The organism is Tractidigestivibacter sp., assembly GCF_057241865.1.
On record NZ_DBHHPX010000006.1, the window covers coordinates 22,088 to 45,998 of the forward strand.

32 protein-coding genes and 1 pseudogene are annotated in these 23,911 nt (G+C 62.5%); 6 read left to right on the forward strand and 27 right to left on the reverse strand.

Annotation, left to right across the window (positions count from 1 at the left end; all coding sequences use genetic code 11):
• Positions 1–209: 209 nt before the first annotated feature.
• The 10 genes from ACO59D_RS03130 to efp form a co-directional block, all read right to left on the reverse strand.
• Positions 210–1,112, reverse strand: coding sequence for a site-specific tyrosine recombinase (locus ACO59D_RS03130; protein WP_485125789.1), 903 nt, complete (start codon positions 1,110–1,112; stop codon positions 210–212).
• 31 nt (positions 1,113–1,143) lie between these two features.
• Complete coding sequence (gene pyrG, locus ACO59D_RS03135) at positions 1,144–2,790, reverse strand: CTP synthase (RefSeq protein WP_485125724.1); 1,647 nt, start codon at positions 2,788–2,790, stop codon at positions 1,144–1,146.
• A 176-nt stretch (positions 2,791–2,966) separates the two neighbouring features.
• Positions 2,967–3,908, reverse strand: a complete 942-nt coding sequence (locus ACO59D_RS03140) for a TIGR02452 family protein (protein WP_485125725.1) — start codon at positions 3,906–3,908, stop codon at positions 2,967–2,969.
• Positions 3,895–5,562 (reverse strand): DNA repair protein RecN, encoded by a 1,668-nt coding sequence (gene recN, locus ACO59D_RS03145; RefSeq protein WP_485125726.1) that lies wholly within the window; start codon positions 5,560–5,562, stop codon positions 3,895–3,897. The genes ACO59D_RS03140 and recN overlap by 14 nt, the downstream gene beginning before the upstream one ends.
• Positions 5,562–6,419, reverse strand: a complete 858-nt coding sequence (locus tag ACO59D_RS03150) for an NAD(+)/NADH kinase (RefSeq protein WP_130811817.1) — start codon at positions 6,417–6,419, stop codon at positions 5,562–5,564. Before ACO59D_RS03150 ends, recN begins: the two co-directional genes overlap by 1 nt.
• Before the next feature lie 56 nt (positions 6,420–6,475).
• Complete coding sequence (locus ACO59D_RS03155) at positions 6,476–7,270, reverse strand: TlyA family RNA methyltransferase (RefSeq protein WP_130811816.1); 795 nt, start codon at positions 7,268–7,270, stop codon at positions 6,476–6,478.
• Positions 7,267–7,548, reverse strand: coding sequence for an exodeoxyribonuclease VII small subunit (locus tag ACO59D_RS03160; RefSeq protein WP_485125727.1), 282 nt, complete (start codon positions 7,546–7,548; stop codon positions 7,267–7,269). The genes ACO59D_RS03155 and ACO59D_RS03160 overlap by 4 nt, the downstream gene beginning before the upstream one ends.
• Before the next feature lie 2 nt (positions 7,549–7,550).
• Positions 7,551–8,105, reverse strand: a complete 555-nt coding sequence (gene nusB / locus ACO59D_RS03165) for a transcription antitermination factor NusB (RefSeq protein ID WP_485125728.1) — start codon at positions 8,103–8,105, stop codon at positions 7,551–7,553.
• A 1-nt stretch (position 8,106) separates the two neighbouring features.
• Entirely contained in the window at positions 8,107–8,469 is a 363-nt protein-coding gene (locus ACO59D_RS03170) for an Asp23/Gls24 family envelope stress response protein (RefSeq protein WP_130811813.1), read from the reverse strand.
• A 180-nt stretch (positions 8,470–8,649) separates the two neighbouring features.
• Positions 8,650–9,213 carry an elongation factor P gene (gene efp, locus ACO59D_RS03175; RefSeq protein WP_130811812.1) on the reverse strand — a complete coding sequence of 188 codons (564 nt, stop codon included), beginning with the start codon at positions 9,211–9,213 and terminating at the stop codon, positions 8,650–8,652.
• A gap of 123 nt (positions 9,214–9,336) precedes the next feature.
• On the opposite strand from efp, the gene ACO59D_RS03180 reads away from it, so the two are divergent.
• Positions 9,337–9,750: a Crp/Fnr family transcriptional regulator gene (locus tag ACO59D_RS03180; RefSeq protein ID WP_485125729.1), complete on the forward strand. Its 414-nt coding sequence runs from the start codon at positions 9,337–9,339 to the stop codon at positions 9,748–9,750.
• Here ACO59D_RS03180 and ACO59D_RS03185 read toward each other — a convergent pair.
• The 4 genes from ACO59D_RS03185 to ACO59D_RS03200 all read right to left on the reverse strand — a co-directional run bounded on the left by ACO59D_RS03185 (position 9,650) and on the right by ACO59D_RS03200 (position 11,630).
• Positions 9,650–9,907, reverse strand: a complete 258-nt coding sequence (locus ACO59D_RS03185; RefSeq protein ID WP_485125730.1) for a DDE-type integrase/transposase/recombinase — start codon at positions 9,905–9,907, stop codon at positions 9,650–9,652. The genes ACO59D_RS03180 and ACO59D_RS03185 overlap by 101 nt on opposite strands.
• The gene (locus ACO59D_RS03190) at positions 9,898–10,398 is read right to left on the reverse strand and encodes a transposase (RefSeq protein WP_485125731.1); all 501 of its coding nucleotides are present in this window, start codon (positions 10,396–10,398) and stop codon (positions 9,898–9,900) included. Before ACO59D_RS03190 ends, ACO59D_RS03185 begins: the two co-directional genes overlap by 10 nt.
• A 361-nt stretch (positions 10,399–10,759) precedes the next feature.
• Positions 10,760–11,071: a helix-turn-helix domain-containing protein gene (locus tag ACO59D_RS03195; protein ID WP_485125732.1), complete on the reverse strand. Its 312-nt coding sequence runs from the start codon at positions 11,069–11,071 to the stop codon at positions 10,760–10,762.
• The gene (locus ACO59D_RS03200) at positions 11,019–11,630 is read right to left on the reverse strand and encodes a hypothetical protein (protein ID WP_485125733.1); all 612 of its coding nucleotides are present in this window, start codon (positions 11,628–11,630) and stop codon (positions 11,019–11,021) included. Before ACO59D_RS03200 ends, ACO59D_RS03195 begins: the two co-directional genes overlap by 53 nt.
• A gap of 288 nt (positions 11,631–11,918) precedes the next feature.
• Between ACO59D_RS03200 and pflA the strand changes: the two genes are divergently transcribed.
• Both pflA and ACO59D_RS03210 read left to right on the forward strand, forming a co-directional pair.
• On the forward strand, positions 11,919–12,773 hold the full coding sequence (pflA, locus tag ACO59D_RS03205; protein ID WP_485125734.1) for a pyruvate formate-lyase-activating protein: 855 nt from the start codon (positions 11,919–11,921) through the stop codon (positions 12,771–12,773).
• Entirely contained in the window at positions 12,764–13,084 is a 321-nt protein-coding gene (locus ACO59D_RS03210; RefSeq protein WP_485125735.1) for a GrpB family protein, read from the forward strand. The genes pflA and ACO59D_RS03210 overlap by 10 nt, the downstream gene beginning before the upstream one ends.
• Positions 13,085–13,121: 37 nt before the next feature.
• Here the strand turns inward: ACO59D_RS03210 and ACO59D_RS03215 are convergent, their stop codons facing one another.
• On the reverse strand, positions 13,122–14,012 hold the full coding sequence (locus tag ACO59D_RS03215) for an ATP-binding protein (protein WP_485125790.1): 891 nt from the start codon (positions 14,010–14,012) through the stop codon (positions 13,122–13,124).
• A 45-nt stretch (positions 14,013–14,057) separates the two neighbouring features.
• A pseudogene (locus tag ACO59D_RS03220) lies at positions 14,058–14,258 on the reverse strand (ATP-binding protein); the annotation flags it as partial.
• On the opposite strand from ACO59D_RS03220, the gene ACO59D_RS03225 reads away from it, so the two are divergent.
• The gene (locus ACO59D_RS03225; RefSeq protein ID WP_485125791.1) at positions 14,184–14,357 is read left to right on the forward strand and encodes a hypothetical protein; all 174 of its coding nucleotides are present in this window, start codon (positions 14,184–14,186) and stop codon (positions 14,355–14,357) included. The pseudogene ACO59D_RS03220 and the gene ACO59D_RS03225 overlap by 75 nt on opposite strands.
• Positions 14,358–14,782: 425 nt before the next feature.
• Positions 14,783–15,262 carry a hypothetical protein gene (locus ACO59D_RS03230; RefSeq protein WP_485125736.1) on the forward strand — a complete coding sequence of 160 codons (480 nt, stop codon included), beginning with the start codon at positions 14,783–14,785 and terminating at the stop codon, positions 15,260–15,262.
• A 249-nt stretch (positions 15,263–15,511) separates the two neighbouring features.
• Here ACO59D_RS03230 and ACO59D_RS03235 read toward each other — a convergent pair whose 3' ends face one another.
• From ACO59D_RS03235 to ACO59D_RS03270, 8 genes are all read right to left on the reverse strand, one after another.
• Complete coding sequence (locus ACO59D_RS03235; protein ID WP_485125737.1) at positions 15,512–15,910, reverse strand: hypothetical protein; 399 nt, start codon at positions 15,908–15,910, stop codon at positions 15,512–15,514.
• Between the two features lie 82 nt (positions 15,911–15,992).
• Positions 15,993–17,279 (reverse strand): GHKL domain-containing protein, encoded by a 1,287-nt coding sequence (locus tag ACO59D_RS03240; RefSeq protein WP_485125738.1) that lies wholly within the window; start codon positions 17,277–17,279, stop codon positions 15,993–15,995.
• Entirely contained in the window at positions 17,279–18,049 is a 771-nt protein-coding gene (locus tag ACO59D_RS03245) for a LytR/AlgR family response regulator transcription factor (protein ID WP_485125739.1), read from the reverse strand. Before ACO59D_RS03245 ends, ACO59D_RS03240 begins: the two co-directional genes overlap by 1 nt.
• Entirely contained in the window at positions 18,046–18,567 is a 522-nt protein-coding gene (locus ACO59D_RS03250) for a stage II sporulation protein M (RefSeq protein WP_485125740.1), read from the reverse strand. Before ACO59D_RS03250 ends, ACO59D_RS03245 begins: the two co-directional genes overlap by 4 nt.
• A gap of 181 nt (positions 18,568–18,748) precedes the next feature.
• A complete protein-coding gene (locus ACO59D_RS03255) occupies positions 18,749–19,003 on the reverse strand; it encodes a class IIc cyclic bacteriocin (RefSeq protein ID WP_485125741.1) in 255 nt (84 codons plus the stop codon).
• A 74-nt stretch (positions 19,004–19,077) separates the two neighbouring features.
• On the reverse strand, positions 19,078–19,248 hold the full coding sequence (locus tag ACO59D_RS03260; protein WP_485125742.1) for a hypothetical protein: 171 nt from the start codon (positions 19,246–19,248) through the stop codon (positions 19,078–19,080).
• A 30-nt stretch (positions 19,249–19,278) separates the two neighbouring features.
• Positions 19,279–19,929: an ABC-2 transporter permease gene (locus ACO59D_RS03265; RefSeq protein ID WP_485125743.1), complete on the reverse strand. Its 651-nt coding sequence runs from the start codon at positions 19,927–19,929 to the stop codon at positions 19,279–19,281.
• Entirely contained in the window at positions 19,910–20,794 is an 885-nt protein-coding gene (locus ACO59D_RS03270) for an ABC transporter ATP-binding protein (protein WP_485125744.1), read from the reverse strand. The genes ACO59D_RS03265 and ACO59D_RS03270 overlap by 20 nt, the downstream gene beginning before the upstream one ends.
• Positions 20,795–21,433: 639 nt before the next feature.
• Here ACO59D_RS03270 and ACO59D_RS03275 point away from each other — a divergent pair.
• A complete protein-coding gene (locus tag ACO59D_RS03275) occupies positions 21,434–21,559 on the forward strand; it encodes a hypothetical protein (RefSeq protein ID WP_485125745.1) in 126 nt (41 codons plus the stop codon).
• Between the two features lie 2 nt (positions 21,560–21,561).
• Here ACO59D_RS03275 and ACO59D_RS03280 read toward each other — a convergent pair whose 3' ends face one another.
• The 3 genes from ACO59D_RS03280 to ACO59D_RS03290 form a co-directional block, all read right to left on the reverse strand.
• Positions 21,562–21,948, reverse strand: coding sequence for a DUF956 family protein (locus ACO59D_RS03280; RefSeq protein WP_130812454.1), 387 nt, complete (start codon positions 21,946–21,948; stop codon positions 21,562–21,564).
• 181 nt (positions 21,949–22,129) lie between these two features.
• Positions 22,130–23,062, reverse strand: coding sequence for a PTS system mannose/fructose/sorbose family transporter subunit IID (locus tag ACO59D_RS03285; RefSeq protein WP_485125746.1), 933 nt, complete (start codon positions 23,060–23,062; stop codon positions 22,130–22,132).
• 23 nt (positions 23,063–23,085) lie between these two features.
• The gene (locus ACO59D_RS03290) at positions 23,086–23,901 is read right to left on the reverse strand and encodes a PTS mannose/fructose/sorbose transporter subunit IIC (protein WP_485125747.1); all 816 of its coding nucleotides are present in this window, start codon (positions 23,899–23,901) and stop codon (positions 23,086–23,088) included.
• Positions 23,902–23,911 lie beyond the last annotated feature (10 nt).

The window sequence follows — 23,911 nt, forward strand, 5'->3', positions numbered from 1 at the left end:
GCAGCGGCGGGGATGGCCGGCGGGCTTCTCGCCAGCATGCAGAGACGTGGTTTCTCGTCGGTTAGCTCGAGCTAACCGACGATTTTTCACGGCTTGATGGCGGCACCGTAGATTCCGAACGGTTAGCTGGCTCTAAACGTCCGCGGAATTCCTAAACGGCGAAAAAACACGCCATCGCGCACCGCGCCGGTCACCGCCTATCCCCGCACCTACTCCCGTACGTGCGCGCGGGGATGCGCCGCAAGGTAGACCCCGCGCACATGCGTGCGGTCCACGTGGGTATAGAGCTGGGTCGTCGAGATATCGGCATGCCCCAAGAGCTCCTGGACGGCACGCAGGTCGGCACCGCCCTCAAGAAGGTGCGTGGCAAAGCTGTGTCGCAGCGTGTGCGGATGCAAGCCGCGAATCCCCACCACACGCCCAGCCCGCTCCACAATCGCATGGACAGACTGCCGGGAGATGCGTCCACCGCGCTGGTTGAGAAAAACCGCCTGGCATGGCACGCGTCCCACAAGCCCCGGACGCCACCTCCCGAGGTAGTCCCCCATCGTGCGAGCGGCCGAGCCCACGAGGGGCACCACACGCTCCTTCGACCCCTTGCCAAAGACGCGCACGACCTCCTCGCCCAACCGCACGTCGCGCATGTCAAGCCCGCAGAGCTCCGACACGCGCAGCCCACAGCCATAGAGCACCTCCAGGATGGCGCGGTCCCGCTGGCCCGCTGCGGTCTTGGGGAACGGCTGGTCGAGAAGGGCTTCCGCCTGCCCCACGCTCAGGACGTCGGGCAGGCGCTCCGGCTTGGCGGGCAGCGGCAGGTCTGCCGTGGGGAAGCTCTCGCAAACCTCGTCCGCCACCATGAAGCGGTGGAAGCCCTTGATCGCCGCGGCGGCCCTCTCGACCGAGGCGGGCGCCAACCCCGCGCCCGCCAGCGTCGCGATGTGCTCCTCTATGGCCTGGCGGGTCACGTCGTCAGGGCTCGTGATGCCCCTCTCGTCAAGCGCCGAGAGGTAACGAGAGAGGTCGCGGCCATAGGCCGCGACCGTGTTGGGTGACGCGTTCCTCTCGACAGAGAGGTAATTGAGGTACTCGCGCAGGGCGCGCGAGAGGTCCATCGTTGCCATGCGAGCCCGGAGAGGCCTTGCGCTACTTGGGGTTCACGCCGTGGCGGCCGACACCCTCGTGATGGGCGATGGCCGCGCGGACGAACTCGCGGAAGAGCGGCGCGGGCTTGGTGGGGCGGCTCTTGAACTCGGGGTGGGCCTGGGACGCCACGAACCAGGGGTGCATGGACTCGGGAAGCTCGACCATCTCGACAAGGCGGTTGTCAGGCGAGAGGCCCGAGATGACCATGCCGGCGTCGGCGAGCTGCTTGCGGTAGGCGTTGTTGACCTCGTAGCGGTGGCGGTGGCGCTCGTAGATGAGCTCCTCGCCATACGCCTCGGAGGCGAGCGTGCCGGAGACGACCTTGCAGGGGTAGGCACCCAGGCGCATGGTGCCGCCCTTGTCGGTGACGTCCTCCTGGTCGGGCATGAGGTCGATCACGGGGTAGGTGCACTCGGGCTCAAACTCGCTGGACATGGCACCGGGGAGCCCTGCCACATTGCGGGCAAACTCGCAGACGGCCATCTGCAGGCCCAGGCAAACGCCCAGGTATGGCACCTTGTTCACGCGAGCGCGGTTTGCCGAGAGAATCTTGCCCTCGGTGCCGCGCAGGCCAAAGCCACCAGGAACGAGGACGCCGTCGTAGCCGGCAAGCTCATCGTCCACGTTCTCCTCGGTGAGCTCCTCGCCGTCGACGAGCTTGATCTCGACGTGGCGGTCGTAGTAGACGCCGGAGTGGTGCAGGGCCTCGATCACCGAGAGGTAGGCATCGGGCAGCTGCGTGTACTTGCCCACGACGGCGATGCGAGTCTTCTCGGACAGCGAGTTGGCCACGTGCATGGCGTCGGAGAAGTCGTTCCAGTCGCTCATGTCGCGCTCATGCAGCTCGAGGCCAAGCTTCTGGCAGACCTTCTCGTCAAAGCCCTGCTTGGCGAGGCGCATGGGCACGTCGTAGATGGACGGGCAGTCGGAGTTCTCGAAGACACAATCCTCGTCCACGTCGCAGAAGTGGGCGATCTTGGCACGGATGGAAGCGTCGACCTTGTGGTCGGAGCGGCACACGATGAAATCGGGCTGGATGCCCATGGAGCGTAGCTCCTTGACGGAGTGCTGGGTGGGCTTGGTCTTTACCTCGTGCGCGGCAGCGATGTAGGGCACGAGGCTCACGTGGATGACCAGGGTGTCGCCAGGCCCCTTCTCCTTGCGGAACTGGCGCATGGCCTCGACAAACGGCTGGCCCTCGATGTCGCCGATGGTGCCGCCAAGCTCGGTGATCACGACGTCTGCCTGGGTCTGCTCCTCAATGCGCAGGAAGCGGGACTTGATCTCGTTGGTGACGTGCGGGATCACCTGCACGGTGCCGCCAAGGAAGTCTCCGGTGCGCTCGCGCTGAATGAGCGACTGGTAGATGAGGCCCGTCGTGAAGTTGGACTCGCGCGTGAGGTTCTCGTCAATGAAGCGCTCGTAGTGACCAAGGTCAAGGTCGGTCTCCTTGCCGTCCTCGGTCACGAAGACCTCACCGTGCTGAAAGGGACTCATGGTGCCTGGATCTACGTTGAGGTACGGGTCAGCCTTTTGCATCATGACCTTGTAGCCACGTGCCTTGAGCAGGCGTCCGAGGGATGCTGCCGTTATGCCCTTGCCGAGGGAGGAGACGACGCCGCCGGTCACGAAGATGTGCTTTGTCATGTGGGTTTGACCTTCCCGTAGTGAACCAACCGTTTCTACGGGTCTCTATTCTAGCGTGAGCGGCACCGACCCGAAGCACCGCTCGCCGAGAGAATAGCTCTCCTCAAAGTAGCCAAAAGCTGGCGAGAGAGACACACTGGTGCCCTACGCAGGAAGCGTCGCGGCCTCGGGCGCCCCTATAGGTACTTGCGCCAGTCGTCCTCATCCTCTCTGTCCGTCTCCTCGGCAGCGCGCGCGGATGCCCGCTTGGCAGCAAGCGCGGCACGGCTCTGGTACGGTGCGGCGTTTGCCTCGGGAAAGGCGGCAAAGGCGTGCTGGAAGGTCTCGAGGTTCTCGTCGGTGCGCCCACGAGGCACGGGGAACGTCACATGCGAGGCCACGTGTGTGCCAGAGGCAAGCTCGACGCGGAAGAGCTCCGCCACCGTAGCCGCATCCCAGCCAAAAGCGCCGCAGCCAAAGGCACCCAGCACCAGCTTGTCATAACCGAGCTGGTCGGCAATGGCCATCACGAAAGAGATGCGATCACGCATGGCCGTGACCAGGTCGTTATCGGACACGTGGTAGTTCGCTCGGGCACGCACGGCGTTTGGTGCCGCGCACACGATCACGTCGGAGTAGGAGTGGTACTTGTCGCGCTCAAAGCGAACGGCGGGAACGACAAGCGCGCGGTTGCGATAGAGCTCGCAGTTGATGTTCCTGCGGCGGTTCTCGCCATACCAGTCGCGCTTCTGGGAGAGCACGTTGTACAGGAAGGACTCCGAGCAGAGCGCCTCCTCCTGCGCCCAGGCGCCACGCTCGTAGCCGCCACCGGGGTTCACGAACGAGGCAAAGTCGAGCATGGCCATGTCACAGCGGCTCGCAATGCCGCGGCCCAGCCTCAGCACCGCCGAGGCGCTGTCCCCCTCGACAACCTCCACCTGCGGCACAACGCCCTCATGGGAGGCCGCCGCCGGCATACCGGAGACCTCTCGCGTCCCCGCGAGAGATGATGCGATCTCTGCCGAGAAGAGCCTGTCCATCGCGGCAATGTGCTTCGTCGCAAGCTGCACGCGGCTTGGTCCGCGCCTTGCGCCCGCGCCACCTCTGCCGTTGCGCTGCCGTGCCCTATCTTGTGCCATCGGAATCCCCTCCGTAGCCGCTACCTGCATGTTCGAGCATCTCCAACGCGTGCGCAAGCGACGCCTCGCCCGTGTCGCCAGAGAGCATGCGCGCTATCTCGGCAACGCGATCGTCACCAGTTACTTCATCGATCTTAGTCTCGGGCGGCCCACCTGCGGTGCCACCCACCTTGCGCACCAGATAGTGGCGATCTGCCATGACGGCAACCTGCGCCAGGTGCGTGACGACAATGACCTGGTGCGTGCGGGCAAGGTCGCGCAGCACCTGCGCCAAGGCCACGGCCGTAGCACCGCCCACGCCGGCATCGACCTCGTCGAAGACGAGCGTATCGCAGCCATCGGCGTCTCCCAGGGCAACCTTGCACGCAAGCATCACGCGGCTCACCTCGCCGCCCGAGGCGATGCGGCGCAACGGGCGCGCCGTGAGGCCGGCGGCAGGGCGGTAGAGAAACTCCACGCGACTCGGACCCGTGGGCCCCCACTGGTCCCGCGGCAGGCGCGTCTGCGAGGCCGCAAGCGATGCCGAGCCCATCTCGAGACGAGACATCTGGATGCTGACCTCGGCCGAGAGGCGCGGGGCGCCCTTCTCGCGTGCGGCGTCCAAGGCATCGGCAGCCTTGGCGAGGGCCCGCTCCGCGGCGTCGAGCGCCTTTTTCGCGCGCTTCTCGGCCTCGTCGCCGCCTTCGCTTGCGGCCACCACGGCGGCGGCCTCCTTGCGACGGGCGAAGACGTCCTCCATGCGCGGACCAAAGCTGCGCCGCAGGCCCTCCAGGCGCGAGAGGCGCTGCTGCATGTCCTCGAGCGCCTCCGGGTCCCACTCAACGTCGTCGGCGTAGTCGCGCAGGCTCGAGGCCACGTCCTCGATGTCGATGAGGGAGGACTCAAGGGCATCTGCCCAGGTGCCGAGCGTGGCATCATAAGTCGAGGCGTCACGGAGCGCACGTACCGCCGCCGAGAGCGCGTCAGAGACGCCGTCGTCGCCGGCCACCAGGTCATGTGCGCCGGACGCAGCCGACACCAGCGCCTCTGCATGCTCGGCGCGAGGCAGTGCCTCCTCCAGCTCCTCGTACTCGCCCTCGCATGGCCCCACCTCGTCGATCTTCCTGAGCGTGAACTCGGCCTCCTCAAGCCTCTCGGCACCAGAGCGCGAGAGCTCGCGGACGCGCTCGAGCTCGTCCGCCGCCGCGCGTGCCGCAGCAAGCGCCGTCTGGTAGGAGCCGAGCGCGTCCGCTGCCTCCTGTCCCAGCCACGCGTCGAGGATCTCCACGTGCGAGCCCACCGAGAGCAGGCGCTGGTGCTCGTGCTGCCCGCAGAGGTCAACCGTCTGGCCAACGCCTGTCGCCAGCTCGCGCACCGAGCCCATGCGCCCGTCTATCTCCACGCGCCCGCGGCCGTCTGCCGAGACGCGCCGACGCACCACGCAGCCGTCTGGGTCTCCCCCGCGCTCGAAGAAGCGCCCCTCGACCTCAAGGGCGTCCGCGCCCTCGCGCACCGACCCGGCGTCCGCGCGCTCCCCCACCAGCAGCTTGATGGCCGAGAGAAGCGCCGTCTTGCCAGCGCCCGTCTCGCCCGTAAGCACCGTGAGGCCGACCGATGGCTGGATGGTCACGTCGCGGATGAGTGCGACATCTCTTGCGTGCAGCTCGTCGAGCATCAGCGACCCGCCCTACCGTAGAAGACACGCGAGACCGAGTTATAGAAGCTCTGGGCGCTATGGTCGAGAAGGATGATGTCGCCCGGGCCCCTGCGCACCGTGACGTGCACGGGCTCTCCCTCCTGGCGTTGGCGCACGTTCTGCCCGTCGGCAAAGAACTGCCGTGCGACCGGTCGCTCGGGGCTCATCTCGATCTCGACGACATCGGACGGGGCCGTAAGGAACGCTCGGGCCATGATGGTGTGGGGCGCAATGGGCACGCAGACCATGCCCGAGAACTCCGGCGTCACGATGGGGCCACCCGCGGCAAGCGCGTAGCCGGTCGAGCCGGTTGCCGTGGAGACAACGAAACCGTCACCGCGCAGCGTGTCGATGTGGTTGCCCGAAACCGAGACTTCAAACTGCACCATGTCTCCCTGGCTGCCGCGCGAGACCGCAAAATCGTTCAGGGCAAAGCTGTCTACCTGGTAGGAGCTACCGTCTTCGCAGGCAAAGGTGCTCTCGACGGCAAGTGTGGCCCTATGTGAGACGTGAAGCCTTCCGTCAAGGGCGCTCTCGACGGTCTGTATGAGCCTGTCCGGACCCGATGTGGTAAGAAAGCCCAGGTGTCCGTAGGAAATGCCCAGCATGGGAATCTGCGAGTAGCCCACAATGCGCGCAGCGCGCAGCAGCGTACCGTCTCCGCCAAGAGAGACCACCAGCTGGCAGCTAGAGGGGTCCTCGGCGTAGTCGGGAAAGCGCTTCTTGTCATGCGCCCACACGGCCTCGATGCCATGACCCGCAAGCCAGTGCTCGAGTGCGCGGGCACCTTCCACGGCATCCGGCCGCGCATAGTTTGGGACGATGAAGACCTTCACGCAAACCTCCTGCCAAACAGGTGTACGGAGCACAACCTAGAGTGTACCCCCACTCGCTAGGCCAGGGCCACCGCTCCCCCATTAACGACAGCAGAGAGGTCGAGGACGGCAGGCTTCGCACCGCGACGGCCATAGAGGAGGTACTCGACATTGCCCTTGTGGCCGCGCACAGGACTCTCGCAGCAGCCCACGGGGCCAAGGCCCGCATCCGAGAGGGCACGAGCGATGCGCTCAAGCGCGCGCAGGCGCACCGCCGAGTCACGGACCACCCCGCCCTCGCCCACCTCGTCGCGAGTGGCCTCAAACTGCGGTTTTACCAGGGTGAGAAAGGCGCCGTCCGCCGAGAGGAGCGAGGTCACCGCAGGCAGCACGGCTGTCACCGAGGTGAAGGAGACATCGCAGACGGCAAGTCGGATGATGCCCGCACGCTCCGGCGTGGGCACGTCCACGATGTTCGTACGCTCGAGAAGGGTCACACGGGGGTCTCCCCTCAGCGACCAGTCAAACTGCGCATAGCCCACGTCCACCGAGAGGACCGAGGCCGCGCCGCGCTTGAGGAGGCAATCCGTGAAGCCGCCCGTGGAGCAGCCCACGTCGAGGCAGGCCAGCCCCGTAGGGTCGACGCCGAAGGTCTCAAGGCCGCGCTCGAGCTTGAGGCCGCCACGGCTCACGAAGGGGATGTGACCGCGCACGTGAAGCACAATGCCTGGTTCGACCTGCTCGCCCGCGCGGTCGAGACGGCGGTTGTCGGTCGAGACCTCGCCCGCCATTACGGCACGCATCGCATCCTCGCGATTGGGGAAGAAGCCCTGCTCGACCAGCTCGTCATCAAGCCTGCGGCGGCGCGTCACGAGACGCTGCCGCCCTTGGTTTGGGTGGGGCTCTCGAGCTTCTCGGCGTCCTGGTCGCTGGTGGTGCCGTCATCCGCGAGCATGGCCTTCTCCTCTGGCGAGAAGTCCGTGGCGTCGACCAGCTCCACGGCCTTTGAACCCAGGGCGATGGCTTCGTCGAAGAGGTCAAGCGAACGCTCGAGCGAGACGTCGCGGTCGCGTACGGCGCCCACGATGTCATCCAAGCGCCGCGTGATCTGGTCGAAGCTCTGGTACTGGGAGACGTCTGGCTTAGCCATGGTTACTCCGCAGCGTCGTCAGAGATGGGGGCGTCATCGATGGGTGCCGAGTCTGCCGCATCCGCCTCGCCCGACAGCCCATCGTCATACGACGCAGCAGCCCTTGCGCGGAGCGTCTGGCGGGCCTTCTCGTATACGTCGACACCGGCATCCATGTCCTTGGCGATGGTGCCAAGCACGCCATTGATGAAGCGAGGGGACTCGTCGGTGCAGAAGGCCTTGGCAAGCTCGACGGCCTCGTCGATGGCCACGGCCACCGTAACGTCATCCTCCTCGATCATCTCGTAGAGGGCAAGCCGCAAGATGTTGCGATCGACGATGGGCATGCGAGAAAGGCTCCAGCTTGCGGAGCTGGCACGGATGACGGCGTCGATGGCATAGCGGTGCGAGTCGACAGCCAGGGCGAGCTCCTCACCGAACGGGTCGAGGGGTCCGTCACCTATCGCATAGTCACCCGAGAGCACCTCCTCCACCGTGCGGTTGTTGATATCGGCCTGGAAGAGGAGCTGTAGGGCTTGGGCGCGTGCGAGTGTGCGCCCTCCAAAGCGACCGGACACGTTACTCCTTGGGAAAGACGAGGCTATCGATGCAGACGTCCACGGCGGTCACGCTAACGCCCACCTGCTCGGTGATGGCGTCGGCAACCTCACTGCGGACGTCGGCCGCGAGCTTGGTGAACGGGTAGCCGTAGAAGACGGCGAGGTGGACGCAGATGCGCAGGCCGCCATCCTCGACAGAGGACTCGACTGCAGACTCGGGGGCAACCGAGCTGCTGGTGAAGACGCTAATGAGGCTCGAGGTGATGTCGTTGCCACCCACGGAGGCAACGCCCTCGACACGCTTGGCAGCGAGCGAGACGACCGTGGAGATGACTCGCTTGGAAATGCCGATGCCAGAAACGTAAAGCTCGCTTTCGGCCATAGGTGGCCCTCCTTGTGCTCGGTTCGCTCCCACCGGGAAGACGGACGTGGTTATCCGCCGCCAAACCCAAACACTATCAGTATAGACGTTGCTGGCCCTCAGGAAGCAGGCGCCCGCGCGGCTATGTCCACGCGGGCGTATGTACTGGTTGGGTTGGCGCCGGCAACGCCTGCGTTGGCCCTAGACGCGGGCGACGAACTTTCCGTCGCGGGTGTCGACCTTGATCTTCTCGCCCTGGTTGAGATACATGGGGACCTGGATGGTGGCACCGGTCTCGATGACAGCAGGCTTGGTGCCGCCCTGGACAGTGTCGCCCTTGAAGCCGGGGTCGGTCTGGGTGATCTCGACCTCGATGAAGGTAGGTGGCTGCACTGCATAGAGCACGTCGTTGGCATACTGGAGAAGGCAGATGTCGTTCTCCTTGAGGAACTTGTCGTTGTCGCCGATGAGCGCCCTGTCGACGGGGATCTGCTCGTAGGTCTCGGTATCCATGAACCAGAAGGAGGTGCCATCATCGTAGAGGTACTGCATCTCGCGGGTGCGCATGTCGACACTTTCGAACTTGGCGGACTGCTGGAAGTTCTCCTCGTTCACGCGGCCGGTGCGAATGTCGCGGTACTTGGTGCGCACGTAGGTGTTGCCCTTACCAGGCTTGACGTGCTGGGCCTCGAGGATGACGCAGTCCTTGCCCTTGATGCTGACACCAAGGCCAGCCTTGAGATCGTTGATGCTTAGAGTTGCCACAAAACGCTCGCTTTCCTATCTGCCCGCACGGTGCAGGCACAACCGCCCAACTTCATAGGAGTATAGCCCACGCACGCCGTCTACACGAAGAGAGGACAAGCGAGGTTCGCAGCGGCTGATACGATGGACGCAGTGGCATGCGGCATCAAGGGAGGCGAGGGCATGGGGCAGCCAGCAAGGCACGGGAACGGCTCTCTCGGCAAGGTCTCCGCTGGAATCCTGCGGCGCGTACGCCTCCTCTCGGCGCTGCCCGAGGAGGCGCGCGAGCAGCTCATTGCCAAGGCACGCCAGGGCGACCATCCCCGTGGCACCATCATCGCCCACGAGGGGGATCCCATCGATGCCCTCCTCGTGGTGGCCAAGGGGTGCATCAGGACCTTCCACGTCAACGCTGACGGCACGGAGCAGGTGCTCGACGTGCTGTACCGGGGACAGTCTATCTGGCACGGCCCATTCCTGCCCGACCACAGCTCCCTGCCGTCCATGCTCTGCATGACGTGCTCCCTCTCAGCAGCCCCTCGTACTCGTCGGAATTGAAGACGGGCCCCTGGTCGCTGTTGACGATTGCGGGCTCGCCGTGCTCGTCGAGGGCATCGCGCATGCACGCCGTCACGCCCGGGGCGGCCGTGTCGTCGGCGAGCCTCCAGCCCACGACGCAGAGGGAGAGCCAGTCGATCACGCAAGTCAGATACATGTGCGAGCCCCGACCGACACATAGGTCATGTCGACCGACCACACCTGGTCCGGAAACCGTATGGCCTTGCTCTTCAGCAGGTAGGGGTGCTTCCTCGAGTGTTTTGCCGGCTTGGAAAGGTTGGGCTTGGGGTACGCCGGCCTCACGTTCACCTCCTCCATGAGGTTCGCAGTGGCCTTCCTGCCGATGTCTATCCTGCCCTTCGTGCGGCGTCTCAACTCGCGCGACATCTTCCGCGCGCCCAGGTAGGGCAATCTCCAAGTGGATTTCGTCGATGATGCGCATGGCCTCCTCCCGCTCGGCGCCCTCTCATCCTCGGCGACGCTGAACACCCTCGACAGTTCTGCCCCAGCTTTGGCTTTCCAGTTCCTGACGAGATTGGGGTTCAGGTCGTACTTGGTGGCGATCTCGTTGACGGTCGCCCCGCCCTCCATTGCCTCGAGAGAGACCTTGGCCTTGAACTCCGGCGGATATGGCTTTTCCCTCGGCATGTGAGACCTCGCTTCCCGCACCCTCCTGGGGCACATTGTGCGGGTTCACTTCCAAACGTCAAATCCGTGTCCAGTTTGGGCGTGCCATATCAGAGAAGCTCATGCCGCTGGGAATCCGCGACCCGGAACAGCGACTCGCGAAGTACCTGCTGCACCAGGAGGCGCTCCATTCGGGCGACGAGATCGCCCTTAAGCTCGAGGACATCGCCGCTCCATCAACCTGCGTCCAGGGACTGTCTCGCGCCACCTCTCGGCGCTTGAGTGCGAAGGCCTGGTGGTGCGCCTCGGAAGAGGCAGAATGCGCCTTGTCAGCCGTCAGATGCTCAGGGACGCGACGGCCCCGTAGCGCTAGGGACATGGGCTATGTGTCATCCTCGGCGATGTACTCCAACACGTCGCCTGGCTGACAGTCGAAGAAGGAGCATATGCCATCCAAGGTGGACAGACGTAGGGCGCGAATGTCCCCCGTCTTGATGTGTGACATGTTCACGCGAGAAATGCCAACGGCGTCGGCTAGCTCACGAACGGTGCATCCTCGCTCTCGGAGCAAATCGTCTACATGGAGAACTATTGGCATGCCTTCACCACACACAACTCGGATCTGATACGAGGTCAGTCCCCTACAGGGTATGATCCGCCTCATCCTGCAGGGATCGACCATAGGCAAAGACATGGGCGAGCGCGAAAACAATTCCTGGCAGCACGAAGGAACCCACGGTAACCACGATAGCTCCCCGCGACGACGCATCGATGCCCCGCCACGTCCAATCGCTCACCACGCTCCCATATCCCCAGGAAATGATAAGCGATGGAACTACGCCATAGGCGATGACTTCCGCCAGCATCTGAAACACAAGCTCGGCGACCGCAAGGAGTAGGAGACTCATGCCTATGCGGCGGATGCCTTCCTCGGCGAGCTTCGTAAAGGGCGTTCCGGAGTCTGCAATCGCCGCAAAAACGTGATGTACCTCATGGAACACAAAGTACCAGAGCAGGACCTCAACAAGACCTTGTGCGAAGGGTAGGGCCGCCACCGCATCCACTCGGCCAAGAAAGAGCTGAACGAGCAGATAGACCAAGCCAACAGCAAGAATGAGAGCGGCGGCAAGCAGCGTTTTCGAAAAGATGTCGAAGACCCTTACCCCTCGTAACCAATTCCGGTTGGCTACGAACGCAGGTTCTCGTTCCTCACATCGCACATCATTATCGACTTGCTTGATGCGAATACCCATGATCGTCCTCCAAATCCGCCCCTGGAGACCAAGGTGTCCAGGGACACAATGTCCTCCTTCGCAGACAATGGATACTTCGAGGCCTCACCATGAGTTTACCGTCGGGCAAAGGAAGTGTATCGTTTTTTGATACACAACTCGCGAACGTAGCCAAATACCCAGCGAACGGAAGCCCCCACCCGAAACCACACAGTTCCCTTCCTTCACAGCTCCTTGATCTCAGTCATGGAATGGGACATCCGCACCGCCTAGAGTCACCGCTGCACAAGGGGATACGGGGAGGTGCGGATGCCACAGGGAAGGGTTCACTCATGCGAGTCGTTCGGCTCGGCCGATGGCCCGGGTGTGCGCTACCTCATCTTCCTGCAGGGCTGCGCCATGCGCTGCGCCTACTGCCACAACCCGGACACTTGGAATACAAACGCTGGTGAACTCAGGGGTGCCGACGAGCTCCTGGATGAGGCTGAGCGCTACCGCAGCTACTGGGGGGAGGACGGCGGCATCACCGTGAGTGGCGGCGAGCCCCTCCTGCAGATCGACTTCCTCGTTGAGCTGTTCCAGAAGGCCAGGGAGCATGGCATCAACACTTGCATCGACACGGCGCTTGCGCCCTTCACGCACGATCAGCCCTTTCTGGGCGAGTTCGAGGAGCTCATGGGCCTCACCGACCTCCTGCTCTGCGACATCAAGCACATCGACCCCACGGAGCACCGGCACCTCACCGGCCACGACAACGCCAACATCCTGAGCGGGCTGAGGTACCTCTCAAAGATCGGCAAGCCCGTCTGGATCCGCCATGTGCTGGTGCCAGGCATCACCGACAACGATGACTACCTCAGGCGCACCGCCACCTTCATCCACACACTCTCCAACGTGGAGCGCGTCGAGGTCCTTCCCCAGGACATGTTGGACGTATACTATGGAAAAGGCGAGGTACGATGCGGCTGCTTGCCAATGGAATCAGTTCTTGAAAGACTTCTGTGCAAGCGAAGAAAGCTCGGCATATTTCCACAAACTGAAGGTAGCCTCAATTCTTTGGCGTACAGCCAGGGACTCGGCGAAACACAAGGTCTACTCAAGAAAGCTGCTAGATGCCTGCGCCGACAAGGTGCAAGAGTACCGAAAGGCAGACGGTGCAACTGAACGATGAGTCCCATAGACCGAAGGCGAGCAGGAACGCAGCACGCAAGGTCTCGATGAACAAGGGCTACACACCCGATGGCTTCGCGGAGAGAGTCTTCCACCTCCACATCCGCGTGACCGGTGACAACGACGAGCTCTACTTTAGGGACTTCCTGCAGGACCATCCCAAGGTGGCAAAGGACTACGAGACGCTGAAGCTCTCGCTGTGGAAGCCGTACGAGCACGACAGGGATGGCTACACGGAGGCGAAGGGTGACTTCGTGAGGAAATACACCGAACGGGCGCGGGACGAGTACGGAACACGGTACTGATGCGGGCGTGGGCGCACCATCGCACTTGTACGCCCTACTACGCCCCCAAGGTGTCAATCGGGATGACGTACACCCCATCCGAGCCTCGCCTGCGCGCCATCGTGCCCTTTCCCAACAGCACGGCCATGAAGCTGGGCTTGGGGTTGCGCACCGCAGGATTTGCGGCCACCTTCGCAGCAAGCCTCGTGAGATTGGCAGCTGCTTTCTCGACCTTCGACTCCCCCGTCTTTATCTCGACGGCAGCCCACCGACCGTCAGCTAGCTCGATGATGGCATCAACCTCAAGGCCGTCGGCGTCCGCGTAATACCGCAGGGAGCTCCCGTACGACTCGGGCAGGGCAGAGACGTAGACGAGCAAATCGTGAATGCAGAGCGATTCAATCAAAAGACCAAGCAGCTGACCGTCTTTGAGCAAGCGTGAGGGGTCGACACCGAGCAGACTAGCCACGAGGGAGGTATCGCAGAGATAGCGCTTCGGCTTTGTGCGGAGCCTTGACCTTGATCTGATTGGGGCGTCCCAACCCGGCAGCTCCTCGATGAAGTAGTTGCGCCTGAACTCCTCGAGATACGAGGATATGGTCGCATCGGCTGGGGCGACGTCGCCAAGGGCAGCGATGTCGCTTCTAATGGTGCCCATCGTCGCACTTGTCGCCACGTTACGCGCGAGGGACGTGGCAATGCGACGGGATAGGACGGGGCTTTTCCCTGCATGGGGCATACTCACCTCGAACAGTGCGTCGAGATAGCCCGCTGCAACGGCCTTGGGGTTCGTCGACTCGCCCGTCTGAAGAGCCGGCCATCCACCACGGCATACGATGTCGGCCAGGTCTGCAAGACCGAGACGGGACTGCATCGGCTCAAAGCGATCCTCAAAGAGTCCCGAGAGGGACACCGCCCCCGTAGAGTCACCCGTCTCCGCAAGACTCATGGTATGCATGCGCAGTCGCGCGATACGCCCGGCGCCACTATGCCGCTTCTCGCTCTCGGGAGGAGTCGATGAGCCCGTCAAGATGAACTGCCCGGATCTGTTCGCACTGTCATCAATCCTGTGTCGCACGACATTCCATATGGCAGGCACATCCTGCCATTCGTCGATGACATGAGGAGCATCTCCGACAAGTGCGAGCTGTGGGTCATCCGCATAGATTTCCCCGGACTCATCCACACGCGTCACGCTCTCACCAAACGCCTGGGCCGTCCAAGACTTCCCCGACCAGCGGGGTCCGCAGAGCTCTATGCCGCCAAAGGCACCCAAGAGGGCCTGCAGCTGTGAATCGACACTGCGAGAAATGTACGTTTCTGGCTTGAGCTTCGAGTACCGCATGGAACCTACCCCTCGGAAGACCATCCTGGTATGCCCGATGATAGCAGGATGTGACCGAGTATCGATGGTTTTCGAGGCATTGTGTCTACTATTTTCGAGCAAATCCAACAGCAATTTTCGAGTCAATTCGCTTTGGTCTTTCGAGGAACCTGGGTACAGACGCACCATGTCAGGACACAGTCAAGTGGGACGGCAGTTGAGAGGTCCGACATGTCTTGTTGGCGGGACCCATGCCTCCGATGTGGTCCAATCGACACAGGAGATTCGAGAGGAAGAAAGCGACAGGCAAAGACAACGTACGATGAAAGGCACGCTTCGCGTCATGCAACCTCGTTGTCTTCGGCATCGGAATCTGGTATGCGGGCAGCAAGGCCATGGGAGCCGCAGAAGACCTGCAGCACGGCTTTGGAGGCTTCGTTTCAATCCATGATGTGTACATGGATCCCGCCGTGACCGACGATTCGAGCTACTTCAACGCACGTGCCTCTCAGACAGGCATCCCAATGCCGCTGCAGGAGCGCATCTGCCTCAAGCCGATGACATACAAGAAGGTCGCTGGAGTGGAAAGGTGGGTGCCCGCCGATGACCCGGCAGGTATCTCGTTCAAAGTGTATGCGCCAGAGCTTGACTCGATGCTCGATGCCAATGGCGTCGGTCCGCTCGTGGTGGGCAAGGAGTACTATGGCTGCTACACGAGCAGGACAGGCATTCTCATAGAGATCGCCTCCTCCGAACAGGTCTCGGAGGAGCTGTACCAGTACTTCAAATCCGATCCTACGCTCGGACCCTATGTATCGAGGGGAAACGGGGCTGGCACAGCGTCAGGCCAAGAGACGGACGCGGCAGCCGCATGAGAGGCTGCCAAAGCTGCTGTGCCCGAAAGACAGCTATGGGATGGGTTGACGCAAAGAATGGCCACTTCGGGTTCAGTATGATGCACCTGCCCAAGACGGGCGGTGAGGAATTCGGCAGCGCAATCGACTCGCTCCTCAAACGCTGCGGCACCGACCACTTCGACATGCTGCTCGTGCATGCGCAGAACGCCGACACCCATGCCAAGTACCAGAAGCTGTATTCACTAACGCAGAAGTCGACGGAAGGGCCTAATGCCATTCTTCCGTACCTGGTTTCCTACGCTGCCAGCCCAAGGTCCCTCCCCCGCCCCTGCGCCGTCGGAGCTCCTTCACCGCGATGGGAAGCACGGTGGGCAGGAGCCTGAGGAAGAAAAAGTAGAACATGAAGTACGAGGGCCAGCCTGGGCCAATCTGCTCGAGGGTCTGAGACAAGATGAGCAAATCGAGGAAGGGGCCGATGAGCGCCACGAGGGCGGTCCTCCAGAGGCCCAGCGTATCGAGCGTGCGCCGGTCCACGACGAGGGCGAACAGGGCCAGGCTCGTCAGGCCGAGGGTATAGACGAGTCCAAACAAATCGAAACGCAGATACATACCAACAGTCCAACTCTCTGTCTCGGCATCCGGGTCTATCACGTGAGACTCACGCATGCCTCAGTGGCGGCCGAAAAGCCAGTCGAAGAGCCACTCAGGCAGACCGCACTGCATCATGGGACACCTCCTTTCGAACCACCTAGATTAACAGGCTGACCTCCGCACTGAAGGTGCCACCCCGCAACCCGTAGACGAAGCCGCCCCCGTACCTCCCCACCGTCTGGGTGACGTTGCCGAGGCCGTACCCGTGGTGCTCCCTGTCGACCTTTGTGGTCCTTGTCAGCCTATGGTGCTCCGTGCTGTTGCGCACCCGTATGGTGCAGTATATCGTCCCCGACCTGACCTCGACGTCAACCCATTGGGCGCTGAGAGACCCGGCGTCTCGCACCGCTTCGGACGCGTTCTGCAGGAGGTTCGAGACGATGGCGCAGAGGTCGAGCTCGGGGACGCGGACCTCTGCCGGCATCATGCCCCGGACCGTCACCGCACAGCCCCGCTCCCTCAACGGGAGCAGATGGTAGTTCAGCATCGCGTTGACAACCTCGTTGCCCACGTCGAAGTCCTCTTGGCCAATTGACCGGATTGCCGCCAGCATCTGGTCGACGAACACCTCCATCTTCTCGGTCTCGCCATGCTCGCGGTAGTATTGCAGCTGCACCAGCTGCGCGAGCGTGTCGTGCCGATAGCGCCTGGTCTCCTCCTCCTTTGCCAAGAGCAGCTCGAAGTATCGCCTCTGCTGCTCCACATAGCGCTTCGCGATGTCCTTCTCGTGCTCGGCCTCGCGCTTTCCGTTGAAGTAGTAGATACTCAGCAGGGACCCGAGCACAAAGACGAACCCCCCGATGGTGACCAGGATGGTGCCCAGCACCGACGACCCGTCATTCGGCATGGTGCTGAGGTAGCGCACAGAGTACACGTAGAGCAGGGCAGTCACCATCTGCATGACCGTGAAGCACACGCTCGCCCTTGAGGGGAGGACGAAGGTGCTGTGGTCGGCATGCCTTCCTACGAGGGGGTAGGAGGCCCAGATGGTGCAGATGACGACCGGAAGATATAGGAGCGTCTGCGAAGGCAGGCCCGCCACGCCTGCCTTGACGATAATGAACTCGACGTCGGCTTCAAGCACGGCGAGGACGGCGAAGCTCATGGCAAACATGCTCAGCATCGAGGCGACAGTCGGCCGCATCACCACCTTGATCGCGACCAGCGCGCACGCATACCCAATCACCAGCAGGAGTGGATACAGCGTCTCGCTCGGGGCGGGATATAGCGCCACCGAGACTGCCAGCAGGAGCGACGCGAGCACCATCATCCAGCCACCGAATGTCGGTGTCGACAGTTCCCTCCTGCCAAAAAAGACATAGAACACAGAGAGGTACTCTAGCGTCGAAAGCCCGATAATGCCCACGTTTGCCAGGGCGCCCATCACGAACTCCCGTCAAGGTCGAACGCGCGTAGCCTCTCCAGGGCGGCGTGCTCGTGACGGCTCGACACCGCTGCCCTCAGCCCGTCGGTCAGGAGCAGTTCCCGCCCCCGAACCTCCCTAACATGACCGAGGTTGACGATGTAGCTCTTATGAACGCGCATGAACAGCTCAGGCGTCAGAAGCCGCTCGATTCCCCTCATCGAACCCCTGAGGCTGATCGAGCGGTCTGGAAGGTACAAGATCACATTGTTGCGGTCCGCCTCCAGCATGACGAGGTCTCTGGGATTGACGCGCACGCGCCTCCCCTGCATCGTGAAGACGAGGTCCTCGAACTCCCTGAGGGAGCCGATGGCATCGTCCAGCGCCTCGAACAGCTCCTCGCTCTCAATTGGCTTGGTCACGAACCTGGTGGCACGTACCTTGAAGGCCTCCTTCATGCGGTCGCTCCTACCCGTCAGCATGATCACGATGCTCTCAGGTGCCACCTCGTGCAGACGGCCAGCGGCCTCGATTCCGTCCATGCCCGGCATGTCGATGTCCATCAGCACGATTCGCTGCCGCTCCGCCTCGCGCAGGAGCAAGGCAGCATCACGGTAGTGGATGACCTCGAGACCACTGTAACGTCTCCCATAGGCCCGCAGAATCATCTCCGTCACCGCCTGGTGGACGATCTCGTCGTCATCACATATGGAGATTGAGACGTGTTTTGTTCCAGACAACCTGTGCCCCTTTGCTGTTAGCGAGCAGAGTGAGAAATCACGGTCGCTCAAAGCAACCAATCCATGGCAAGATAGGGTGTCACATATGCCTCGACCCACGCTGCGCAAAGCATCGAGACATATAGAGCACAAATCGGCTTCACAAGACTACGAAGCGATTGAGTGGCAGACGGCTGGTAGACGGATATGGTCCCAATCAGAAGGAAATACGCACCCATTTCCAGCACACCGTGCGGCAACACCATGATAAGATACTCCGCAGACGGGAAACGTGCAACGAGAGCACCGATAATTACCCCATTCGTAATTGGAAACAGAATACCAATCATACGTGCAACTCGGCGATCAGTGTAGACGGTTGAGAACAACAAAAGGAACACTACGCTGTTTCTACCTGCAATAACTAAGAAAGTGCGGATGCTGTCATAGTCCTGCAGCACTTGGATGCTCTGCTTTTCCGTTCCATTCATCAACATGGACGAAGCCAATGCAGACGCCAAAAAAATCACAGAAAGCGATATGAATTTCTTTCCTATGCTTTTATAGCTGTCCCTATCCATCATAGCCATTGCCTCACACCCTCAGAAGACACCTATGACTCCCAGCTTCTATACGGAGCCGGGACCGCTGCAGTTACGCAGACAGTCCCGACCCCGTTTCAATAACAGTAGCGTTGTTCCGGCGCATCGTGCCATACTTACATCGCTTTGAGACCGCTGCCGTTCAAAGTGAGGTCTCTATGCGGTTTCTTTATGCGGAGGCAAGTCCGAATCCACTAACAACAGCCAGTGCCCACCCGGGAACCACTACGCCGAGGATTGCTGCGAATGCTTGTGCGATGGTACCTCCAGCTGAAACATAGCTCACAATCGACTGGTACCACGAGGGCGCCATATTGATACCGAGCAGATTTGCGATTGTATAGATGTTCGGCAGTCCCACGAACATCGTCGCTGCCAAGATTGCACCCAAGACCATATAGCTAGCATATGTTTTCTTCGCCATGTTCCTTTCCCCTCTCTTACTATATCGAAAGTCTTGACGTGGGAATTCCGCCGGAAAGCGCCACCATATGAGCCTTACTCGCTGAGCCTTTTGTATCGTGCCGCGCAGATCGAGCCTGCGACTGCCAGCAGCAGGGGCACGAACAGGAAGTCCGTCTGGCTAGAGAACCAGAGGCCTGCCAGCGCGACCAGCGCGACAACCCCCAGCACAATGCCTGCGATCCTGTACCCGTAGCCATTCTTCATCGCAATGCCTCCTCCTCTCTTACATGTAGGTCAGTAAAGCACCCTGCGTCTGCAGACCCTCTTGGACACGGCCATGGACAGCACCGTCGCCAAGCCCAGCGCGACCGCCCCCACGAGCACGTAGGCATAGGTGGGGACGCCTGCCAGCCACCGGACGAACCCGCTCAGGTCCACCCGGCTGGCGAGCCATGCAAGGGCGCCCGCGAGGAACACGAACCCCATGCTGACGATGTTTGCGCCGCTCGCCCCCCGCCCGAAGCAGGACGGAATCACCAGGAGCGCGTTGACCCAGGCGACCACGATGCCAACAGTGCAGAGAAGCAGGTAGAGGTAGGGCTGCTGCTCGCGGAAGAGGAGGTAGCAGGCAAGGTTCAGCATGATGACATAGATGCCGACGGCCAGCAGGACCGCCCCGCACACAAGGTATCGGGCACAGACGCCGTCCCAGTCCGAGGCGGGGCTCGCCCGTACGAACTTCTGCCAGTTGGTCTTGTCGTCCTCTGCCGCAAGGACGCTCATCATCCCCGTTGCCGACAGCGGCAAGACGATGCTCACAAGGCTCGTGCCCGCAAGCCTCATGATGAGGGTGAACAGGATGCCGGCCGCCGCCAGCGCGGCAACGCGACCGACAGAGACCCTCTTGAGCAGGACCAGCAGGTCCCTAAGCAACAGTCCCCTCATCGACTCTCTCCCCCCTCTCGTAGAAGTACATCAGCCTGTCAAGGCTGACGCCCTGCTCAATCTGCAGCGCCCCCTCCTGCTCCTCCGCGCCTCCCCGGAGGAGGTACTGGAGGCCGTCTCCCTCGCGCAGCAACGCGAGCGCGTTGCGCGGGAGAGCGCGCGGCTCGCCGTTGTCGCGCGCCGTGCCGATGCAGTAACCCGTCTTGAGGGCACCAACCACGCTGTCCAAGGCGATGCGACCATCCTTCATCAGCAGGATTCGGTCGGCGAACTCCTCGAGCTCGTTGACGATGTGCGACGAGTACAGCACGGTCTTTCCGCCCGTCTCGGCAAACTCCCGGACTATCCGGTTCACGTCCCTGCGCATCACCGGGTCGAGGCTGTTGGTCGGCTCGTCGAGCACAAGGAGGTCGGGGGTGTGGCAGATGGCGCTCAGGATGCCGAGCTTTGCCCTCATGCCCGAGGAGTACTCGGCAATGCGCTTCTTCCTCGAGAGGCCGAATGAGTCCGCGAGCCTGCGGCACAGCTCGCTGTCCCAGGCGTGCGGATACAGGTCGTGCATGATGCGCTCGACCTCGTCCAGGTTCAGGACGTCCGAGAACCAGAACTGGTCGAACGTGACGCCGACCCGCTCGAGGAGCTCCGGCGCGAGGTCGCTCGAGCCCAGCAGGCGCGATTCGCCATCGTCGGGCAGGACGATGCCGAGAAGGAGCTTGATCAGCGTGCTCTTACCGGCGCCGTTCTCGCCGACCAGGCCAACCATCTCCCCCCGCTCGATGTCGAGCGCGGGGATGTCCAGGGAGAAGCTGCCGTAGCTCTTCCTCAGGTTCCATACCTGCACGATTGGGCTCTGTCCTGGACTCATGGGCACCCCCAAGCCTGTCCTGTGGTCTCGTCCTGCATTCCAAGGTAGTTCACATATCGGCGTTATCCCATGCAACCAGGGACAAACGCGGTATCCACGGGTATGAGCGTGACCGCCAGCGGGGGTGCCGCCGGCGGAGGACCCTAGCGCGCGGTGCGGTCGCGCACGCCATCGCCGGCAGCGCTCGGGAGGCCCGCCACTCGGGCCCTCCCGGGCGCCCGGCCCGTGCGTCCCTCGCGGAGCACAAGGCAGCCATGCCGAGGAGAGGGCGAGGACGGCCATGGTCAGCCGCCACGGGCGCCACCTCGCAGGGATGATCCATGTAGTACCTCGTCCCCTCCACCACTTCTCTGTAGAGGTCCATGCGCCTCACCGGGTCCCATGCCGGCCCGTTTGCTCCATCCTTCACTACGGCATCATGGAACTGGCTCATCCCGTACGCCACCCTCCTCGCCAGCACGTCTTCACCAGTCTTCTCCCCAAACTGCGCCACGGCCGCCCCCGAAGCGCCCTCCCGCACCGTCCCGCCCAAGGTGAGGACGGCAGGATCCACGGAGCGTCCGTCAATCGCGGCCTTCCCCACCCCCTCAGCACCGTATGCAAGCGCTCCGGCCGCGAAGTCGGCAACCCCATGAGACCGTGAACGACCCAATCGTGACGCCCACGGCCCCGCAGGTGAGGCCCGAGACGTTGACCTCGGTCACCGAGACGTCCTGCGGGACGCGCAGGTACGTGCCGCGCAGGGCGGCCGTGGCGTCGGAGTAGGGCTAGCGCCCCAAACGGCCGACGGTGTTGTTCCAGAGTCCCTTGGCACCGGCGCCCACAACATCGAAGAAGGAAGGCGAGCGCAGGAGGCGCTCAGCGGGTATGTGCTCGCGGATGGCACGCAGGCACGCCTTGTTATCGCTGGTGGAGAAGGTAAAGTGCCGGCCGTCCTTCACGAAGATGGCAAAGCGAGGGATCTTCTTCCCCACCACCGAGGCGGAAACGTAGTCGACCTCGTCCCAGGGAATCTGGATGTAGTCCTCGACGTTCTTCTCGTTGTAGTACTCGAAGGCCATATCGCCCAGCATGACGTTGCCACCAGAGGTGAGCCCATCGAGGCTTGTCGCCCGGTCCGTGTAGTCGACCTTCGTGTTCTGGGACTGCGCCATCTACAAGCACCCTCCTCAAAGACAGGGACAGCACCCTGCCTTGTCGCCAGCCCGGCCCTTCATGAGGCAAGGGACTGTCCCCTTGCCTCATGAAGGGCCGCACCCCACCAGCGTAGCAGGGTGCGGCCCACGGTGTGCGCCTTCTCGTCAGCGCGACGCCCGGAAATCCGGGAGAGAGGGCCTAGAGCAGCCCGATGAGGCGACCGACAATACCCACGCCAAAGAGGGCGAGGATGATGGCGATCGGCGAGACGTTCTTCTTCAGCAGCTTGCAGACGAACAGCGTGAGAGCCACGGCGGCCAGGCCGGGAATCAGGGAGTCGAGGTTCTGCTGGAGGGTGGTGACCTTCATCTGGTCAAGGCCGTTGACGCCGAGGGAGGCGTACTGCGTGAGCGCGCTCTTGATGCCCGCAGCGTCACCGGTGATTGTCGACCAGTCGATATAGGCACCACTCTGCTGCTGGATCGTGGAGACGACCGGCTTGAAGCTGATGGTCACCCAGCGCTCGACAAGGGCGCCGATGACGAACATGCCAAGGATGGAAGCGCCCTCGGTGATCTTGCCAAGCTTGCCACCGGAGAGGTCCTTCGAGATGTCGGCGCCGGCCTTGTAGCCTGCCTCCTGCGTGTACCACAGGAAGGCAAGACGGATGACGTTCCAAAGCACAAAGAACAGGATGGGGCCGAGAGGCGAACCACCCAGTGCCAGGGAGGCGCCGAGGGCACCAAGCAGCGGGCGTACCGTGTACCAGAAGACAGGGTCGCCTACGCCGGCGAGAGGACCCATCATGCCGACCTTGACACCCTGGATGGTGACGTCATCGATGGGCTCGCCGTTGGCGCGGCCCTCCTCGAGGGCAAGCGTGACGCCCATGACGGGTGCGGAAACGTACGGGTGGGTATTGTAGAACTCAAGGTGGCGCTTGAGTGCTGCAATCTGGTCATCCCTGTTGGGATAGAGCTTCTTGATCGCGGGGATCAAGGAGTAGCACCAGCCGCCGTTCTGCATGCGCTCGTAGTTCCACGAGCCCTGCAGGTACTGGTGACGGTTGCACACCGCAAGACGGTCCTGCTTTGAAAGGTGGATGCCCTTCTCCTGAATCTCTTCTGCCATTGCTAATCACACTCCCTTGCTGCCTAGTAGTTGTCGATGATGTCGCCCAGCGGATCGCCGGAGCCCACGGCACCAGAGCCGCCATTCTGCTTGGCGTATTCCTTGAGACCAAGGTAGATGAGCGCAAGCGAGAGGCCAATGGCGCCGAGGGCGATAAGGGTGAGCTGGGAGATGGCGGCGAGGACGAAGCCCAGCGCGAAGAACGGCCAGACCTCCTTGGTAGCCATCATGTTGATGACCATGGCGTAGCCGACGCAGCAGACCATACCGCCGCCAACGGCCATGCCTCCGCTGAGCCATGCGGGCATAGCGTTAAGGGCAGCCGTCACGGCGTCGCCAGGGATGAAGCAAAGGGCCGCGGCCGGGATGGCAATGCGAAGGCCCTGCATGCAGATGGCGATAACCTGCCAACGCTCGATGCCAGCCAGGTTGTTGTCCTCAGCGCACCTGTCCATGCCGTGGACCATGGCCGTTGCGATGGTGCGGCAGATCATGGTGAGGAAGAGGCCGGCGACGGAGAGGGGCACCGCGACGGCGATGGAGGTTGTCATGGCCTCGTTGGGGTCGGAGCCGCCATCGATGGCAATGACCATGAGAATGGCTGAGGCAACGGAAGCAAGTGCCGCATCAGGTGCGACAGCAGCGCCGATGTTAGCCCAGCCAAGGGCAATCATCTGAAGCGAGCCACCCAGGAGGATTCCCTCCGAAGGGTGACCAGTCACGAGGCCAATGAGCGTACACGCGACCAGAGGCTGGTGGAACTGCCACTCGTCGAGGATGCCCTCCATGCCTGCCAAGAAGGCAACGATGATGACGAGCAGGACTGAAATTGGTGACATAACCCCTCCT

Bases quoted from the DNA above. Each gene is read 5' to 3' on its own strand.
- ACO59D_RS03130 (WP_485125789.1), bottom strand. From the start codon at position 1,112: ATGGACCTCTCGCGCGCCCTGCGCGAGTACCTCAATTACCTCTCTGTC.
- pyrG (WP_485125724.1), bottom strand. From the start codon at position 2,790: ATGACAAAGCACATCTTCGTGACCGGCGGCGTCGTCTCCTCCCTCGGC.
- ACO59D_RS03195 (WP_485125732.1), bottom strand. From the start codon at position 11,071: ATGTCTTTGCCTATGGTCGATCCCTGCAGGATGAGGCGGATCATACCC.
- ACO59D_RS03215 (WP_485125790.1), bottom strand. From the start codon at position 14,012: ATGAGTCTTGCGGAGACGGGTGACTCTACGGGGGCGGTGTCCCTCTCG.
- ACO59D_RS03200 (WP_485125733.1), bottom strand. From the start codon at position 11,630: ATGGGTATTCGCATCAAGCAAGTCGATAATGATGTGCGATGTGAGGAA.
- recN (WP_485125726.1), bottom strand. From the start codon at position 5,562: ATGCTCGACGAGCTGCACGCAAGAGATGTCGCACTCATCCGCGACGTG.
- ACO59D_RS03255 (WP_485125741.1), bottom strand. From the start codon at position 19,003: ATGGCGAAGAAAACATATGCTAGCTATATGGTCTTGGGTGCAATCTTG.
- pflA (WP_485125734.1), top strand. From the start codon at position 11,919: ATGCCACAGGGAAGGGTTCACTCATGCGAGTCGTTCGGCTCGGCCGAT.
- ACO59D_RS03250 (WP_485125740.1), bottom strand. From the start codon at position 18,567: ATGGCTATGATGGATAGGGACAGCTATAAAAGCATAGGAAAGAAATTC.
- ACO59D_RS03140 (WP_485125725.1), bottom strand. From the start codon at position 3,908: ATGGCACAAGATAGGGCACGGCAGCGCAACGGCAGAGGTGGCGCGGGC.
- ACO59D_RS03270 (WP_485125744.1), bottom strand. From the start codon at position 20,794: ATGAGTCCAGGACAGAGCCCAATCGTGCAGGTATGGAACCTGAGGAAG.
- ACO59D_RS03160 (WP_485125727.1), bottom strand. From the start codon at position 7,548: ATGGCTAAGCCAGACGTCTCCCAGTACCAGAGCTTCGACCAGATCACG.
- ACO59D_RS03225 (WP_485125791.1), top strand. From the start codon at position 14,184: ATGAGGAGCATCTCCGACAAGTGCGAGCTGTGGGTCATCCGCATAGAT.
- ACO59D_RS03230 (WP_485125736.1), top strand. From the start codon at position 14,783: ATGGGAGCCGCAGAAGACCTGCAGCACGGCTTTGGAGGCTTCGTTTCA.
- ACO59D_RS03190 (WP_485125731.1), bottom strand. From the start codon at position 10,398: ATGCCGAGGGAAAAGCCATATCCGCCGGAGTTCAAGGCCAAGGTCTCT.
- ACO59D_RS03290 (WP_485125747.1), bottom strand. From the start codon at position 23,901: ATGTCACCAATTTCAGTCCTGCTCGTCATCATCGTTGCCTTCTTGGCA.
- ACO59D_RS03240 (WP_485125738.1), bottom strand. From the start codon at position 17,279: ATGGGCGCCCTGGCAAACGTGGGCATTATCGGGCTTTCGACGCTAGAG.
- ACO59D_RS03285 (WP_485125746.1), bottom strand. From the start codon at position 23,062: ATGGCAGAAGAGATTCAGGAGAAGGGCATCCACCTTTCAAAGCAGGAC.
- ACO59D_RS03280 (WP_130812454.1), bottom strand. From the start codon at position 21,948: ATGGCGCAGTCCCAGAACACGAAGGTCGACTACACGGACCGGGCGACA.
- ACO59D_RS03265 (WP_485125743.1), bottom strand. From the start codon at position 19,929: ATGAGGGGACTGTTGCTTAGGGACCTGCTGGTCCTGCTCAAGAGGGTC.
- ACO59D_RS03235 (WP_485125737.1), bottom strand. From the start codon at position 15,910: ATGCGTGAGTCTCACGTGATAGACCCGGATGCCGAGACAGAGAGTTGG.
- ACO59D_RS03180 (WP_485125729.1), top strand. From the start codon at position 9,337: ATGGACGCAGTGGCATGCGGCATCAAGGGAGGCGAGGGCATGGGGCAG.
- ACO59D_RS03170 (WP_130811813.1), bottom strand. From the start codon at position 8,469: ATGGCCGAAAGCGAGCTTTACGTTTCTGGCATCGGCATTTCCAAGCGA.
- ACO59D_RS03185 (WP_485125730.1), bottom strand. From the start codon at position 9,907: ATGTATCTGACTTGCGTGATCGACTGGCTCTCCCTCTGCGTCGTGGGC.
- ACO59D_RS03260 (WP_485125742.1), bottom strand. From the start codon at position 19,248: ATGAAGAATGGCTACGGGTACAGGATCGCAGGCATTGTGCTGGGGGTT.